Annotated in this window: 17 protein-coding genes; 6 read left to right on the top strand and 11 right to left on the bottom strand. The window is 67.8% G+C overall.

Annotation, left to right across the window (positions count from 1 at the left end):
* Positions 1-30: 30 nt before the first annotated feature.
* Positions 31-1836 (bottom strand): bifunctional metallophosphatase/5'-nucleotidase, encoded by a 1806-nt coding sequence (locus ACLZOT_RS21040; protein WP_416970522.1) that lies wholly within the window; start codon positions 1834-1836, stop codon positions 31-33.
* Positions 1837-2024: 188 nt separating this feature from the next.
* On the opposite strand from ACLZOT_RS21040, the gene ACLZOT_RS21035 reads away from it, so the two are divergent.
* Positions 2025-2618, top strand: coding sequence for a Uma2 family endonuclease (locus ACLZOT_RS21035; RefSeq protein ID WP_416970521.1), 594 nt, complete (start codon positions 2025-2027; stop codon positions 2616-2618).
* 10 nt (positions 2619-2628) lie between these two features.
* On the opposite strand, the gene ACLZOT_RS21030 is transcribed toward ACLZOT_RS21035, so the two are convergent.
* Positions 2629-3552: a diacylglycerol kinase family protein gene (locus tag ACLZOT_RS21030; protein WP_416970520.1), complete on the bottom strand. Its 924-nt coding sequence runs from the start codon at positions 3550-3552 to the stop codon at positions 2629-2631.
* Positions 3553-3772: 220 nt separating this feature from the next.
* On the opposite strand from ACLZOT_RS21030, the gene ACLZOT_RS21025 reads away from it, so the two are divergent.
* The 3 genes from ACLZOT_RS21025 (at position 3773) to ACLZOT_RS21015 (ending at position 7050) form a co-directional block, all read left to right on the top strand.
* Positions 3773-5056, top strand: a complete 1284-nt coding sequence (locus ACLZOT_RS21025) for an adenylosuccinate synthase (protein ID WP_416970519.1) — start codon at positions 3773-3775, stop codon at positions 5054-5056.
* 226 nt (positions 5057-5282) lie between these two features.
* Positions 5283-6791: an APC family permease gene (locus tag ACLZOT_RS21020; RefSeq protein ID WP_416970518.1), complete on the top strand. Its 1509-nt coding sequence runs from the start codon at positions 5283-5285 to the stop codon at positions 6789-6791.
* Between the two features lie 37 nt (positions 6792-6828).
* On the top strand, positions 6829-7050 hold the full coding sequence (locus ACLZOT_RS21015) for a hypothetical protein (RefSeq protein WP_416970517.1): 222 nt from the start codon (positions 6829-6831) through the stop codon (positions 7048-7050).
* A 4-nt stretch (positions 7051-7054) separates the two neighbouring features.
* On the opposite strand, the gene ACLZOT_RS21010 is transcribed toward ACLZOT_RS21015, so the two are convergent.
* On the bottom strand, positions 7055-8257 hold the full coding sequence (locus tag ACLZOT_RS21010) for a cytochrome P450 (RefSeq protein WP_416970516.1): 1203 nt from the start codon (positions 8255-8257) through the stop codon (positions 7055-7057).
* A 97-nt stretch (positions 8258-8354) separates the two neighbouring features.
* Here ACLZOT_RS21010 and ACLZOT_RS21005 point away from each other — a divergent pair, with 97 nt between their 5' ends.
* Complete coding sequence (locus ACLZOT_RS21005) at positions 8355-10097, top strand: NlpC/P60 family protein (RefSeq protein WP_416970515.1); 1743 nt, start codon at positions 8355-8357, stop codon at positions 10095-10097.
* Here ACLZOT_RS21005 and ACLZOT_RS21000 read toward each other — a convergent pair.
* From ACLZOT_RS21000 to ACLZOT_RS20965, 8 genes are all read right to left on the bottom strand, one after another.
* On the bottom strand, positions 10085-10570 hold the full coding sequence (locus tag ACLZOT_RS21000) for a hypothetical protein (RefSeq protein ID WP_416970514.1): 486 nt from the start codon (positions 10568-10570) through the stop codon (positions 10085-10087). The two genes, ACLZOT_RS21005 and ACLZOT_RS21000, sit on opposite strands and share 13 nt — an antisense overlap.
* A gap of 59 nt (positions 10571-10629) precedes the next feature.
* The gene (locus ACLZOT_RS20995) at positions 10630-10854 is read right to left on the bottom strand and encodes a DUF397 domain-containing protein (RefSeq protein ID WP_416970513.1); all 225 of its coding nucleotides are present in this window, start codon (positions 10852-10854) and stop codon (positions 10630-10632) included.
* Between the two features lie 126 nt (positions 10855-10980).
* The gene (locus ACLZOT_RS20990) at positions 10981-11151 is read right to left on the bottom strand and encodes a hypothetical protein (protein WP_416970512.1); all 171 of its coding nucleotides are present in this window, start codon (positions 11149-11151) and stop codon (positions 10981-10983) included.
* An 83-nt stretch (positions 11152-11234) separates the two neighbouring features.
* Entirely contained in the window at positions 11235-12065 is an 831-nt protein-coding gene (locus ACLZOT_RS20985; protein ID WP_416970511.1) for a helix-turn-helix domain-containing protein, read from the bottom strand.
* Positions 12062-12583 (bottom strand): DUF6879 family protein, encoded by a 522-nt coding sequence (locus ACLZOT_RS20980; RefSeq protein WP_416970510.1) that lies wholly within the window; start codon positions 12581-12583, stop codon positions 12062-12064. Before ACLZOT_RS20980 ends, ACLZOT_RS20985 begins: the two co-directional genes overlap by 4 nt.
* On the bottom strand, positions 12567-12776 hold the full coding sequence (locus ACLZOT_RS20975; RefSeq protein ID WP_416970658.1) for a hypothetical protein: 210 nt from the start codon (positions 12774-12776) through the stop codon (positions 12567-12569). Before ACLZOT_RS20975 ends, ACLZOT_RS20980 begins: the two co-directional genes overlap by 17 nt.
* 117 nt (positions 12777-12893) lie before the next feature.
* A complete protein-coding gene (locus tag ACLZOT_RS20970; protein WP_416970509.1) occupies positions 12894-13094 on the bottom strand; it encodes a DUF397 domain-containing protein in 201 nt (66 codons plus the stop codon).
* 7 nt (positions 13095-13101) lie between these two features.
* Complete coding sequence (locus ACLZOT_RS20965; RefSeq protein WP_416970508.1) at positions 13102-13953, bottom strand: helix-turn-helix domain-containing protein; 852 nt, start codon at positions 13951-13953, stop codon at positions 13102-13104.
* Between the two features lie 182 nt (positions 13954-14135).
* Between ACLZOT_RS20965 and ACLZOT_RS20960 the strand changes: the two genes are divergently transcribed.
* Complete coding sequence (locus tag ACLZOT_RS20960; RefSeq protein ID WP_416970507.1) at positions 14136-14567, top strand: ATP-binding protein; 432 nt, start codon at positions 14136-14138, stop codon at positions 14565-14567.
* The last annotated feature ends 8 nt before the right edge of the window (positions 14568-14575 follow it).

The following is a 14575-nucleotide window of genomic DNA, read 5'->3' as shown; positions in this document are numbered from 1 at the left end:
CGGGACGCCGGGCGAGCCCTCACCTGCCGATCAGAAGACCGGCGTACCGCCCTGCGTGAGCTTCCAGTTGACGTCCGCGAAGTCCGCCGGGTCCAGCGTCTTCTTCGCGGTCACGTAGTCGATCATCAGCTGCCGGATCTCGTTCGTGGAGCTGTACGCGATCTCGGCGGCCGCGATGTGCGGGTACCCGGAACCGCCGTTCGCCCGGTAGTTGTTGACCGCGACGACGAACACCTGGTCGTCGGCGACCGGCTTCCCGGCGTACGAGAGGTTCTTGATCCGCGACCCCTCCGGCTGCGCGATGTCGATCTCGTAGTCGACGCCGGCGGCCGTGTCGTACATGTAGTCCCAGAAGCTGTTGGCGTTGGTGAGGGTGGCCGTGTCCACCTTCGTCCCGCCCGGCACCTGGTGGTAGTACTTCGCGGCGTACTCCAGGTAGTCCTTGAGCTGTACGCCGGTGAGCTTCTTCCCGTACAGGGTGTTGTCGTAGATGTAGAGCCCGGCGATGTCCTTGATGGTGACCGAACCCTGCGGAATGTCGGCGGTGCGGCTGAACGGCGCGGCGACGGAGATCAGCGGGAGCGCGGCGTCGGCGGTGGAAAGGCCCGCTTTCACGCTGTCGATCTGGACCTGGTGGATGAAGTCCATGATCGGGACGTCCTTCCAGCAGGAATCGGCGGCCGAGAGATCGGCGGTGCAGGTGCCCACCGCGGTGTTGACGTACTTGACGACCAATTCGTGGTCCGCTTCGAGGAGTTTCCTGATCTCCGGGTCCTCGTCGACGTTCTTCGGGTCGAGCGTGGTGGCGGTCTTCTTCGTGACCTTCCACTGTCCGCGCACCAATTCGACCTCGAAGTCGAAGACGCTGAGCCGGTATCCCCAGCAATAGGGTTCCGAGAGGAGGACGTCCTCGCCGGTCTCCTCGTTCTTGACGGTGTACGACGGCACCTCGACGTGCGTGTGCCCGACGAGGATCGCGTCGATGCCGGGGACCTGCTGGGCGACGAGGTTCGAGGCGTTCTCGACGTACGGCAGCTCGTCGCCGTACGAGGAGGAGCCGTCCAGGCCGGAGTGGTCGGTCAGGAAGACGACGTCACAGCCGAGGGCGCGCAGGCGGGGGACGAACTTCTTCGCCTGCTCCACGAGGCCGGGGAACACCATTTTCCCGCTGACGTTGTCCTTGTCCCACAGGGCGATTCCGGGGTTCGTGAGGCCGAGAATGCCGACCTTGATGTCCGGGGCGCCGGGGACGCGGATGCGCTTCACCGCGTACGGCTGGAAAGCGGGCTTGAGGGTTTTCGCGTCGAGCGCGTTCGCGCCGAGGAGCGGGAAACGGCACTGCTTCTCGAATTTGCGCAGGGTGTCGATGCCGTAGTTGAACTCGTGGTTCCCGAGCGCGGCGGCGTCGTAGCGCATGTGGTTCATCGCGACGGCCATCGGGTGTTTCGGGCCGCCCTTCTCCGTGATCGGTGCGACCCGGGCGAAGTAATAGGCGAGCGACGTCCCCTGGATGATGTCACCCGCGTCGACGAGGAGAACCTTCTCCTCGCCTTTCGCCTTCCGCTGCTCCTTGATGAGCGTGGCCACTCGGGCTACCCCTACGGAATTGCCTTTGGCGTCGCTGTACGCCGCGTCCTTGTAGTAGTCCCAGTCGAATACATGACTGTGCAGGTCCGTCGTACCCAGGATGGAGAACGACCACGTCTTCGTCCGGCACTTCTCCGGCTGCGCCGCCTGCGCGGCCGGTGCGCCCACCGCGCCCGCGGCGGCGACCGCGGCACCGGTGACGGCCGACTTCTGCATGAACTGGCGCCGGTTCAAGGGGGATCTGGGCATGAGGGGGCTCCTGGAGCGCGCGAGGGGGACGGGTATGACTACCCGCGTAGATGCTTGCGGCCCTTGAGTTCGGGGCGGAACCAGGAGTTGGCCATGGGCGGGTCAAGGATGGGATACGAGGCGGTAGTTGATCCGATACTCTGAGTGGCAACTGGTCTGCATGGGCGGGAGGGCGCATCATGACGTTGATGACCGAGCGACCGATGATGACAGACACCGAGCCTTACGACTTCGGGGCGCTTCTCGAAACCCTCGAAGGGTTGGACGTGCCTGGTTTTCAGGCCGAGGTCATCCGGGGGAGCATCGTCTTGTCACCGTGGTCGAGGGGTTACTACCGGCGAGTGATGAAGCTGGTCTGCACCCAGTTGGAGCCGTACCTTCCCGAAGGCCACGTGCTCGAACGCGCGCCCTACTTGTTCGTCTTCCCCGGAGACTCGTCGGCGTACGGACCCGACGTCTTCGCGGCGCACGAGGGCGTCTTCGAGACGGAGGCAGTCCACCTGGACGGCGAGGCCCTGTCCTTCGTCGCCGAGCTGACCTCGCCCTCCACCAGGAACAACGACCTGACCGACAAGGTCGAGGTCTACGCCAGGGCCGGGGTCTCCGTCTACCTGATCCTCGACATGCAGGCGCGGGAAGCCATCGTCTACGGGTCGCCGTCGGCCAAGGGGTACCAGATCCGGATCAACAAGCCGTTCGGCGAGGAGATCTCGGTCCCGGCCCCCTTCGACTGCGTCCTCGACACGAGCGAGTTCCACCGGCCCGACAGCGTCCGTCCCTGATCCTTCCCCGCTACACCCCCGGCACCACCACCCCCAGCGCCCCTTCCCGCACCCGCCACGTCCGCGTCCGTACCGGCCCCGCCACCCCCGCGTCGGCGCCGTACAGGAAGTCACCCCCCGACACGGTCACCACACCCCCGTGCGCGACCAGCGGCGACGCCTCCGCCCCCACGGACACGGGGCGTACCTCGACCAGCGCCGCGCCCGAGGCGCCGGGGGTCACGCAGACGCCCTCCAGTGGCTGGTCCAGATCGACGAGGACCTTGCCGTCGACCTCGACGCGCAGCCGGAAGGGGCCGGGCGGCGAGGGGGCGGGACCCTCGCGGGAGGGCACCAGAGCCCGTACCAGGGAGCTACAGGTACGACGCCAGCGCCGGGCGCCGGAGAGGCCGTCCTGGGACGCCGTAGGACCCGTGGACGGCGTAATACTCCGGTCCCCCGGCCCCCGTCGTACCCCAGGCGTACTACCCCCCTCCCCCCGCCCGCCCGGCGGGATCCGCAGCACCCCCACCACCACCCCGTCGCTCTCGTCCACCAGCACGTCCACCCGCCGCTCCACCCCGTCCAGCACCGCCCGCGCCGCCGCGACGGCGTCGGTGGGCACGCCGAGGGCCCGCGCGACGGCCACCGCGTCCCCCACAGGTACGACGGACAGCACGCACGCGTCCAGCTCCCGGCGCCGGTGCAGCAGGGACACGGCGCGCGCGAGAGCCAGGTCGTCCCCTACGACCACAGGTCTACGGGACCCCCTGCGGACCAGCGCACGGGCGAATTCCTCATGATCGTCGGGGAGGCAGACCTTCGTCGCCGCCCCGGCACTCAGGACATCTTTCACGATGCGCACGGATTCACCGTCGGTCTTCCGGGCTACCGGGTCGATGACCACCAGCAGTTGATCGGACGCCGCGAAATCGGAAGTCGCGAAAGTCGCCACCTCGGTCCTGCCTCGCTTCCTCGGGTAGCATCTTTGTGCAAGAGCCCCTTGCGCTATTGCGCCAGGGGCTTCGTCTATTCCGGGGCATCCGGGTCCGACGGGTAGCGGCCGTACGACGGCTGCCGGCGTCCGCACAGCGGTCGCCGGGGTACGAGGCACAAGGCCGTGCCGCGTACGCCCCTGACCTTGGGTCTGCCCCGCCCGGAAGGGGTGTACGCGCGTGCCCGCACTTGTGCTGCTCGGTGCTCAGTGGGGTGACGAAGGCAAGGGAAAGGCGACGGACCTGCTCGGCGGATCCGTCGACTACGTGGTCCGTTACCAGGGTGGTAACAACGCCGGCCACACGGTGGTCGTGGGCGACCAGAAGTACGCCCTGCACCTCCTCCCTTCCGGAATCCTCTCCCCCGGCTGTACGCCGGTCATCGGCAACGGCGTCGTCGTCGACCCGTCGGTCCTGCTCTCCGAGCTGAGCGGTCTGAACGAGCGCGGCGTCGACACGTCCAAGCTCCTGATCAGCGGAAACGCTCACATCATCACGCCGTACAACGTCACCGTCGACAAGGTGACGGAACGCTTCCTCGGCAAGCGGAAGATCGGTACGACCGGTCGCGGCATCGGCCCGACCTACGCGGACAAGATCAACCGCGTGGGCATCCGGGTGCAGGACCTGTACGACGAGTCGATCCTCACCCAGAAGGTCGAGGCGGCGCTCGACGTCAAGAACCAGATCCTCACCAAGTTGTACAACCGGAGAGCTATCTCGGTGGCTCAGGTGGTCGAGGAACTCCTGGAGTACGCCGACAAGCTCGCGCCGTACGTCGCCGACACGGTCCTGGTGCTGAACCAGGCCCTGGAGGACGACAAGGTGGTCCTCTTCGAGGGCGGCCAGGGCACGCTGCTGGACATCGACCACGGCACGTACCCCTTCGTCACCTCGTCCAACCCGACCGCGGGCGGCGCCTGCACCGGGGCGGGCGTGGGCCCGACGAAGATCAGCCGGGTCATCGGCATCCTCAAGGCTTACACCACCCGGGTGGGTGCGGGCCCCTTCCCGACGGAGCTGTTCGACGCGGACGGCGAGGCGCTGCGCCGCATCGGCGGCGAGCGAGGCGTGACGACCGGCCGCGACCGGCGCTGCGGCTGGTTCGACGCGGTGATCGCCCGGTACGCGACGCGCGTCAACGGCCTCACCGACTTCTTCCTCACCAAGCTGGACGTCCTCACCGGCTGGGAGGAGATCCCGGTCTGCGTCGCGTACGAGATCGACGGCAAGCGCGTCGAGGAACTCCCGTACTCGCAGAGCGACTTCCACCACGCGAAGCCCATCTACGAGACCCTGCCCGGCTGGTCGGAGGACATCACGAAGGCCAAGACCTTCGCGGACCTCCCGAAGAACGCGCAGGCGTACGTGAAGGCCCTGGAGGACATGTCCGGGGCGCCGATCTCCGCGATCGGCGTGGGCCCGGGCCGGGACGAGACGATCGAGATCAACTCGTTCATCTGACACGGCTGTTCGTGACGAGGCCGGCTCTTCCGCGGGGGGGCCGGCCTCGTCGTGTGCGTAGGCTCGCGGCACCGGACACCCATCTAAAGGTCTGGTTGACGCATATTTAACGTCGCACGCCTCTTGCCCGACTCATTCGGACTACAGCATTCTCCTCCGAGAGCCGATACAGCGAGGACAGCTGCCAGCAGCTGCCGGCAGCTGTCGACAGCGAGAGGGGCACCCGATGGCAGTGGACGAGGGCGTCGCACCGGCGACGGGGACCGGCGGATCAGGGCCGGTCCACCGGCTGAAACCCAACGCCGTCGGGCTGTTGGGCGTGGTGTTCATGGCGGTCGCGACGGCCGCGCCGATCACCGCGATGACGGGGAACGTGCCGTTCGTCGTGTCGTCCGGCAACGGCGTCGGCGCCCCCGCGAGCTACCTCGTCGCAATGGTCGTCCTGGGAATCTTTTCGGTCGGTTTCACGGCGATGGCCCGGCACATCACGTCGACGGGCGCGTTCTACGGCTTCATCTCGTACGGCCTCGGCCGCACCGTCGGCCTCGCCTCGGGGCTCCTCGCGACGTTCGCGTACGTCGTGTTCGAGCCCGCGCTGATCGGCATCTTCTCCTCGTTCGCGACGTCAACTCTGAAGGACCAGACGGGACTTCACATCCCGTGGTGGGCGTTCGCGGTGCTGATGCTGGCGGTCAACGCGATGGGGACCTGGTTCGGGGTGTCCGTCGCCGAGAAGCTGCTCGTCGTGCTGCTCGCGACCGAGGTGACCGTCCTCGCCGCGATGGCCGTCTCCGTCCTGCTGCACGGCGGCGGCCCCGACGGGCTCTCCCTCGACCCCGTGAACCCGGTGAACGCCTTCCACGGCACCTCCGCCGGGCTCGGCCTGTTCTTCGCGTTCTGGTCGTGGGTCGGCTTCGAGTCGACGGCGATGTACGGGGAGGAGTCCCGCGACCCCAAGCGGATCATCCCGAAGGCAACGATGGTCAGTGTCCTCGGAGTTGGCGTCTTCTACGTCTTCGTCTCCTGGATGGCGATCAGCGGCGTCGGCGAGGGCAACGCGGTCAGGATCGCGACCGCCGACCCGCTCGCCCTGTTCTTCGACCCCACCGAGCGGTACGTCGGCCACTGGGCCGTCGTCGTCATGCAGTGGCTGATGATCACCGGCTCCCTCGCCTGCGGTATGGCCTTCCACAACTGCGCCGCCCGCTACGTGTACGCCCTCAGCCGCGAAGGTGTGGTCCCCTACCTCCAGAGGACTACGGGCCGCACCCACCCCCGGCACGGCTCCCCGCACATCGCGGGCCTCGCCCAGACCGCCGTGTCGGCCGTCCTGATCGGCGCCTTCTGGCTGGCCGGGAAGGACCCGTACACCGGTACGTACGTCCTGCTCGCCATCCTCGGCACCATGGCGATCCTCGTCGTCCAGGCGGTCTGCTCGTTCGCCGTCCTGGTGTACTTCCGCTCCCACCACCCCGAGAGCCGGCACTGGTTCCGGACGGTCACCGCACCGGTCGTCGGAGGCATCGCGATGCTCGCGGTCGTAGTACTTCTGGTGTCCAACATGGGAGTGGCGGCGGGCCCGGAGTCGGGCGCGCTGCTGCTGAAGGCGACACCGTGGCTGGTGGCGTGCGTCGCGCTCGGGGGCATCGGCTACGCGCAGTACCTGAAGCGGCGCTCGCCCGAGCGGTACGCGCTGCTGGGGCGGACGGTGCTGGAGGAGACGAAGGAACGCTGACGGGAACCCCCGGCCTGGCGGGAGCGTCCTGGTACCCATGAGCGAGAACGGTCGGGACGCGGCGGGATGCCTATGTGCCGTCGGTGGAGCGGGAGTTGGACTGGCACTGTGGTCGGTCGGCGTCCGTGAACGGTTCTACCGGTTCGAGGCGCTGTCCGACTGGAGCGTCCTGTACGCCGAACTCCCGCTGGCCGTCCTGGGCGGGACGGCCGGCGGACTCCTGCTGTGGGCAACGGTGTTGAGGCGAAGGAAGCGTTGACGTTCTAGACCTCGACGTCCAGCCCCTCCAGCCCCCTGATGACGAAGTTGGGTTTGCGGCGCGGCTCCCGTGCGAGGCGCAGCGTCGGCGCCTTCTCCAGCAGGGCCGTGAGGGAGGCCACCAACTCCATACGGGCGAGGGGTGCGCCGATGCAGTAGTGGATGCCGGCGCTGAAGGAGATGTGCGGGTTGTCGGTGCGGCGCAGGTCGAGGCGCTCGGGGGCGCTGAAGACGGCCGGGTCGTGGTTCGCGGCGCCGAAGAGCAGGGCGACTTCGGCGCCCCGGGGGATGACGACGCCGTCGACCTCGATGTCGTCCAGCACCCAGCGCTCGAAGAGCTGGAGCGGGGTGTCGTACCGCATCAACTCCTCGACCGCGCCCGGGATCAGGGAGTGGTCGGCGCGCAACAGGGCGAGCTGGTCGGGGTTGTCGAAGAGGGCGTTCCAGCCGTTCACCGTGGCGTTGACGGTCGCCTCGTGGCCTGCGTTGAGGAGCAGGACGGCGGTGGAGATCATCTCCTGCTCGGTGAGCCGGTCGCCCTCGTCGTGGGCGGCGATGAGGCCCGACATGAGGTCGTCGCCGGGGGACTTGCGCCGCTCGGCGATCAACTCCCGCAGGTAGTCGGAGAATTCGACGGAGGCGCGGACGGCGTTCGCGGCCGTCTCCTCGGACGGGTTCAGCTCGTACATCCCGCAGATCGCCGCCGACCAGGGGCGCAGCGGCGCGCGGTCACCTTCGGGGATGCCCAGCATCTCGGCGATGACGGCGACGGGGAGGGGCTCGGCGACGTCGGCGAGGAGGTCACCGCCGCCTCGCTCGACGAGCTGGTCGGCCAACTCCCCGGCGAGCTTGGTGACATACGGCTTGAGCTGCTCAACCGTACGCGGGGTGAAGGCTTTTGAGACGAGGCGGCGGATCCGGGTGTGGTCCGGCGGTTCGAGGTCCAGCATGCCGTGGTCGTTGAGCGTGTGGAACGGCTCGTGCTCGGTGGGCGGCGGGGTCCGGCCGAAGTCCTCGTGCTCGTACCGGTGCAGGTAGGTGCGCCCGAGCCGCCGGTCCCGCAGCAGCGCCGAGACGTCCGCGTGGTGGGGTACGAGCCACTGGTCCGTGCGCTCGTAGTGGATCACCCGCCCCCGCTCACGCAGGCCGGCGTACGCGGGGTACGGGTCGGCGAGAAACGCCGGGTCCCAGGGGTCGAAGGCTGCCATGCCGGGACGCTAGCCCGGAAAACGCCCTCTGACCAGGGCCTCTTTCGTACGCGGCCATCACTTTCCGCAACGCCTCCGGGACGGGATCATGTCCCGCATGACCGAACCCACCCGACGCGGCCTGCTCACCGCGTTCGCCGCGACCGCCGCCGCCGTCCCGCTCGTCGGATCAACTGCCGTACCTGCCAGGGCGGTTGGTACGGTCGATGCCGCGCCCCTCGGACTGGACTCGCCGCGTTCCGCCGTGACCTTCGCCCCGCTCGACGCCTCCTACTTCACGCCGGTGACCTTCGGAGCCGCGCTCACCGCGACGGTGCTACCCGGGGCGCCGGAGCGGACCGAGGTGTCGGCCGGCGGGAGACGGGTGGCGGTGCTGACGCGGGGTGCGCGGACCGTCGTACTGAAAGGGCCGCGGAGAACGTTCCTGGAGGACAAGAGACCGTTCGTCGACGACTTCCAGCGGACGCTGCCCGATCTCTCGCTGCCGGAGGGGAGCAGGTCGTACTGGGGTACGTCCCCCGGAGGGGGGAGCTGGTCGACGATCGGACCCGTGGACGCTGACTTCTCGGTGACGCCCGGGGGAGGACTGGTAGCTCTCACGACGGAGAACGTCAGCCGGCACGCGAGCCTTCGGGACGGGGAGATCGCCGACGTGGACGTGCGGTCCACCGTCCGCCTCGACAAGGTACCCACCGGGCAGGCGTGTTCGTACGCGCTGTCCTTCGGCTACCAGGACACGCACAACCACTACCGGGCCCGGCTCTCCTTCCTCACCACGGGAGTCGTGCAGCTACGGGTCGAGAAGGAGGTCGCGGACGCGGTCACCTCCCTGGCTCCCGCTCTGGACCTCGCGACGGGTGTGCCCGCGAACACGGACTGGACGATCCGCGTACGACGTGAGAGTGACCGCATCCGGGTGAAGGCGTGGCGTACGGCGTCGGCGGAGCCGTCCGGCTGGGCGGTGGACGTCACGGACGCGACGTTCACGAAGGGCAGAGTGGGGCTGCGGGCGCTGGCGAGCACCGGCTGCACGAACCTTCCGGTCACCGCCCGGGTCAGCCGCTTCCAGGTGGACGCGGCGAACTGGGCGACGCCGCCGAGCGTCACGCACGACGAGTGGGTGCGCCTTCTCCCTTCGGCGTACGACGGTGTCTGGACGCCGGACCTGGAGCGTGCCGTGCGGGAGTTGAGCGGCTCCCTGGCGCCGGACACCCTCGCGTACGCGGCGATGTTCCTGGGCGGGGCCCCGGCGGTGACGGCCGGTTCGGGTCAGGCGGCGGGGCGGCGGGTACTGGGGGAGGCGGGGTACGGGTTTCTGGACCCTCGGGGGTACCGGTACGAGGGGGCCGACTTCCACGAGTACATGGACACGGGCTGGACCTTCGACGACGGGTCCTTCACGGACAGGTCTTCGAAGCAGGCGGGCAACCTGGACTGCTCCGGCTACACGCGCATGGTCTACGGGTATCACCTGGGCGTCCCGCTGGCCGCCGGTACTGATACCTCAGGACTACGCCTCCCGCGCAAGTCCCGGGACATGGCTACGCACTCCCCCGGCGCCCTCATCGCCCGCACCGACGGCACGACCCCTCCCTCCGCGGAGCTGCTCCAACCGGGCGACCTGGTCCTCTTCAACGCGGACTCCGGCGACGATGACGCGGCCAGCGCGACCGTCGACCACGTCGGCATCTACCTGGGGCTGGACTCGGCAGGAAAGCGGCGGTTCGTCTCCAGCCGCAAGACGGTCAACGGGCCGACGATGTCCGACCTGGGCGGGGCGTCGCTGCTGGACGGGGCGGGGACGTATGCGAGGACCTTGCACACGGTTCATCGCATCTGAGGTGCGGGGCAAGGGAGTTCGGGACGCGAACGGTTCGGTGAGCAGGTGATGAGGGCGAGGTGGAGGTAGGCGGGGTGTTCGAGGTAGCGGCCGAGGGCGACGTCGTTACCGGCCTTGAGCCGTACGAGGGTTGAGGCGGCGAGAGCGGTGAGGCGGGCCGGCGCGCGGTCTCGTTCTGTGGCGAACCGGGGTGCATACTCGGCCAGTTGCCACGTGAGCCAGGCGGTGGCGTGGTCGGGTTCGCTCCAGGTGCCTTGGATCAGGGAGGGGGGTTTGAGGAGCCAGTGGGCGGGTTCGATGGGTGGGAGGTCGGAGGTGGGGAACTCGGTGGCGACTTCGCGGTAGCGCTGGAGGAGGCGCTCTCCGGCGGGGTCGGTGGGGGTGGGGGGTGGCTCGGGGTGTGGGGGTCGGCGGAGGGCCTCGTTGTCGAAGCGGGCTTTCGGGCCGGTCCACAAGTAGGCGTGGTGGTGCATGAGTTGGTCCCGTCGACGGGGTCCGGACGTCCTTGGGGGAGGTCCGGGCCCCGTACAGGTCAGACGCTGATTCCGAAGCGGGCCGGGTCGATGCCGGCGGCGTCGAGTTCGGCGGTGGTGAAGCGCAGCGGCTGTGCGGCGGGGCGCTTGCTGTCGGCCAGGGCCCAGGCGTCCTCGCCGATACGGGCGAGGGTGACGCAGCCCTCGGTGCAGGGGCCGCCGCATGCCTTCACGAACGCGGCTGCGGTGATGTCGAGTGCGTAGAGATCGGTTCCGTCCAGCATCGTCGTACACCTTCCAGCTCGACTGGGACACGGCCGCGAGGTGGGCCGCCGCCGTCCGAATGCCTGTGCATCGGGCGGGAGTTGAGGGGAACCGGGGTGGACGCGGGGACGTCGGTCTCGTGGGCGTCAGTGCGCCTCGGCGAGGTGCCTGCGCAGCAGGACGTTCGCGTCCGTCACAGCGCTGTAGTCATGCGTCGAACGGGCGTTGCGTCTCGCCGTCCCGAGGGACAGGCATTCTGCACAGCCGGGAACCGGGGACGGCTCGGGCAGCGGGTATTTCTGCGGTTCGTACGACATTTTCTCCCCTTGGAATCTGCGGTGCTCCAAGGTTAGGCAATATCGAGAGCGAAACGGACCTTATTTCCGTTCCGGAATAAAGATCACCGGTAGGCGTCCGACCATTCCCGTAGGAGATTCCTCGCCTCGTCACCGAACCTCGCATGGCGTTCGAATTCAGCGAATACAGCCAAGTGTTCGGAAATGTCTCGCGCATCTCGGAAAACCATTCGACCCGTGAAGTTCTCGACGGTGACGAGCCGCTCGTCATATACCGTGAAGGTGTTCATGGGGCCCCGGGGCGTGAACGTGCCGATCGGGATGACTCCGATGCGAATGTTGGGCAGGCGGGACAGGGAAGCCAGGTGGTCGATCTGGACTGTCATGGCCGGTGCGGGAATGATGGACCAGCGAGCGGCTTGTTCGGTGAGGAGAAAGGTGAAGCGCTTGGACGTGTCGTAGAGGACTGCCTGGCGCTCCAGCTTGCTGGACACGACCTTCGCCAGATCTCCAATCTCATGACTCAGGCTCGCCTGAATAAAATCAGGCGTGGCCAGCATGCCCGTAATCATCGCGGGCAAAAAATACCTGAGCTCCCTGGACTCGGCCTCCAGGGAGGCCAATTCAATCTGCAGCTTTTCAACGCCCCGGCGCCAAGAGGATCGTTTGTTCTGCCACTCGGTGTTCGCGATGCGCGCGAGGGCCATGACCTCCGCGACGTCCTCCGGTGAAGCGTCGAGGGCCCGCAGGATGCGCTCGACGTCGACAACGGTCGGCGTCTTCTTCCCGGTTTCGAACTTGCTGATCTGACTCTGGGACATGCGGCAACGCCGAGCGAGCCGGTCCCCTGTGAGGCCGGCTCGCTTGCGCAACTCTCGGAGCTTTCCCGCGAGGTTGTTTCTCGACGGGCCCAGCTCCTCGGGTTCAAGGGTCACTCAAGATCTTTCACGTACTCGGCGAACGGAACCGCGTGCTCCAGGGCGATCCGCTGCCATTCCAGATAGGGCACGATATCGCCCTCGAACAACTCCCGGTTGATCTGCGTACCGTCCGGGCGGTAGTTCAGGTGGACGATCCGGGTTTCGTCGAACATCCACCAGTCCGTGCCGGAGAGGGGAAGTCCGTAGTCGTTCTGTGTCACGTCCAGGACACGCATGTCCTCGCCCGCCTGGATGTTTCCGGGGATTCCCCAGGCGAACTGGTAGCGCTGGTAGTCCGTGAGCGGTTGGCGGACAATCCGGACGCGTCCGATGGTACGCGAGGAGTCGATGAATCCCCGGACTCGCCCGTGCCACCGCTCATTGTGCCCCGCAGGCTCCGGCTCCCCCCGAAGGAAACGAGCGAAGCTTTCCGCCTCGTTCGGCATGGTGTAGGTGGGCTGCGCCTCGAACCGCCACGCCGTACGCTCGTAGGAGTCGAAAAACCTCCGCCAGTCTTCACCATCCAAGAACACGTACAGCCTCCCTGAGTACCGATTCCGGAATCTCCACGAGAACCTCGCCAGCAGGCGGCTGAAAGGCAGCGGACACGTTCCCTTGGACAACGATGGAGCCACTGGCCGTGCGGTACACGTTCGGACAGTCGCCGCCGTCACAGTCGGGCCCGCCGGGCTCCCCGGTGAGTCGCGTCAGTTCACTGCGCACCATCGCACCCCCAGTCTCGTCGGCTCCTCCGGGGAGCCGCTGCCGAGTCACGCTACGCAGGTTCAGAACCCCTGGTCCACGCCGACTCCGGAATATTCCCGAGCTGGCATAAACAGTCTGTCAACCCCGTTTCGGCTCACCCAAGTTGAGGGCCGAGACGAAGGCGGAGAAGGAGGCCACGGGGAAGGAGAGGGCGGCGCGGGCCGGGAGTTTGGAGTCGCGTACGGCGACGCGGAGAGGGAGTTCGGCTATCTCGACGCAGGTGTCGCCTTCCCCGCCGTCGGAGTACGTGGACTTACGCCAGTGCAGGGCTTCGTTCATGACGTCCTCAGTGCTCCTTGGAGAGGCGATGGATGAAGTCACGCGACGCCGCCGGGTCCAACGCCGCCGTCTCCACCCTACGGACCAGCGCCCGCAGCCGGTCCAGTTGAGCCTCGGCATCGACGAAGGCGACGCCCGTCGGCGAGTCACGAAGCCCCGTGTCCAGGCGCGGCAGCGGGCCTCCCACGTACATCACGGACGCCCCAGAGCCCGCGAAGCCGTCCTGGTCGGTGGGAATGACGCGCACCGTGACGTTGCCTTCGTCAACTCGGTCGAGAATCTCCTGGAGTTGGGATCGCGCGGCCCGCCGGTCGGAGACCCGCAGCCGCAGCGCGATCTCGTGGATGATCGCTTCGTACGGGGTCGGGGTGTCCCCCTCGATGACGGCACGCCGCCTCATCCGGTACTCGACCTTGGTGTCCACCTCCCGCTCGGGCAGCCCCGGATTCATGTAGGAGAACACCGCCCGCGCGTAGTCCGGCGTCTGGAGCAGGCCGGGGATACGCGTGATGACGATGTCCCGCAGGTACGTCGCGTGGTGCTCAGCCTCCGCCACGTCCAGGTTCACCTGGGGCAGGACTCCCCGGTACGCCTCCCACCAACCGCGCGTCCGGTCCGTCGCCATGGCGACAAGGGCGTCGATCAACTCCGCGTCCACGCAGGCGTAGTTGGCGGCAAGGCGGCGTACCCGCTCCTCGCTCACTCCGACGTTGCCCGCCTCCACCTGACTCATCTGCGCCGAGGTCGAGTTCAGCAGCTGGGCCACGTCACGAGCCTTCAGTCCGGCGGCCTCCCGCAGCCGGCGCAGCTCGGCGCCCAGCCGCACCTGTCGCGCCGTGGGCTGACTCCTCGGTGCCACACACCCTCCCTGACCTCAACAGCCCTTACCCCATTGCCCACTTTCGGGTGCCAGATTACGACATCCGCTTGCGGCGACAAAAATTTTTGCTCTACCGTCGACGACGCGGAACAAGTCCCCCGAACCCCGGGGGCCAGAAGCGCAACGCCCCCAACTCCCCCTACACCACCCGGAGTTCACCCATGCCCGAAACCCCCCGCACCCCCATCCTCCCCCCGGACGACAAGACCTGGGAGTACGCCCTCGACATCCCCAACGACCTCCGCGCCGTATCCATCTGTCGCCGCACCCTCCGCACGACCCTCACCCTCTACGGCCTCATCCACCTCGTCGACACCGCCGAACTCCTCACCACCGAACTCCTCGCCAACGCCCTGTGCCACACCGGCGGCCCCGCCACTCTCAGGATCTGCCGGGACGCGGGCACCCTGCGGATCGGCACCTGGGACACGGACCCCGAACCCCCCGATTTCACCAGGGAGTTCGAGGAGGAGAACGAGGGCGGGCGGGGGCTCGCACTGGTCCGGTGCTGCTCCGACGTATGGGGGTGGAAGCCGTCGACGAGGCAGGGGCTGAGGGGCAAGTACGTGTGGTGCGAGCTGGGGACCGCGTAGAAGCCCCT

The sequence above is a fragment of the Streptomyces sp. 4F14 genome (genome assembly GCF_048159485.1).
Classification (GTDB): Bacteria; Actinomycetota; Actinomycetes; order Streptomycetales; family Streptomycetaceae; genus Streptomyces.
This window is presented reverse-complemented; position numbering and strand designations above follow the sequence as displayed.

Excerpts from the sequence above, each read along its gene's own strand:
- ACLZOT_RS21040 (WP_416970522.1), bottom strand. The coding sequence starts at position 1,836 with ATGCCCAGATCCCCCTTGAACCGGCGCCAGTTCATGCAGAAGTCGGCC.
- ACLZOT_RS21020 (WP_416970518.1), top strand. The coding sequence starts at position 5,283 with ATGGCAGTGGACGAGGGCGTCGCACCGGCGACGGGGACCGGCGGATCA.
- ACLZOT_RS21035 (WP_416970521.1), top strand. The coding sequence starts at position 2,025 with ATGACCGAGCGACCGATGATGACAGACACCGAGCCTTACGACTTCGGG.
- ACLZOT_RS20990 (WP_416970512.1), bottom strand. The coding sequence starts at position 11,151 with ATGTCGTACGAACCGCAGAAATACCCGCTGCCCGAGCCGTCCCCGGTT.
- ACLZOT_RS21010 (WP_416970516.1), bottom strand. The coding sequence starts at position 8,257 with ATGGCAGCCTTCGACCCCTGGGACCCGGCGTTTCTCGCCGACCCGTAC.
- ACLZOT_RS21005 (WP_416970515.1), top strand. The coding sequence starts at position 8,355 with ATGACCGAACCCACCCGACGCGGCCTGCTCACCGCGTTCGCCGCGACC.
- ACLZOT_RS21000 (WP_416970514.1), bottom strand. The coding sequence starts at position 10,570 with ATGCACCACCACGCCTACTTGTGGACCGGCCCGAAAGCCCGCTTCGAC.
- ACLZOT_RS20960 (WP_416970507.1), top strand. The coding sequence starts at position 14,136 with ATGCCCGAAACCCCCCGCACCCCCATCCTCCCCCCGGACGACAAGACC.
- ACLZOT_RS20975 (WP_416970658.1), bottom strand. The coding sequence starts at position 12,776 with ATGGTGCGCAGTGAACTGACGCGACTCACCGGGGAGCCCGGCGGGCCC.
- ACLZOT_RS20970 (WP_416970509.1), bottom strand. The coding sequence starts at position 13,094 with ATGAACGAAGCCCTGCACTGGCGTAAGTCCACGTACTCCGACGGCGGG.
- ACLZOT_RS21015 (WP_416970517.1), top strand. The coding sequence starts at position 6,829 with ATGAGCGAGAACGGTCGGGACGCGGCGGGATGCCTATGTGCCGTCGGT.
- ACLZOT_RS20995 (WP_416970513.1), bottom strand. The coding sequence starts at position 10,854 with ATGCTGGACGGAACCGATCTCTACGCACTCGACATCACCGCAGCCGCG.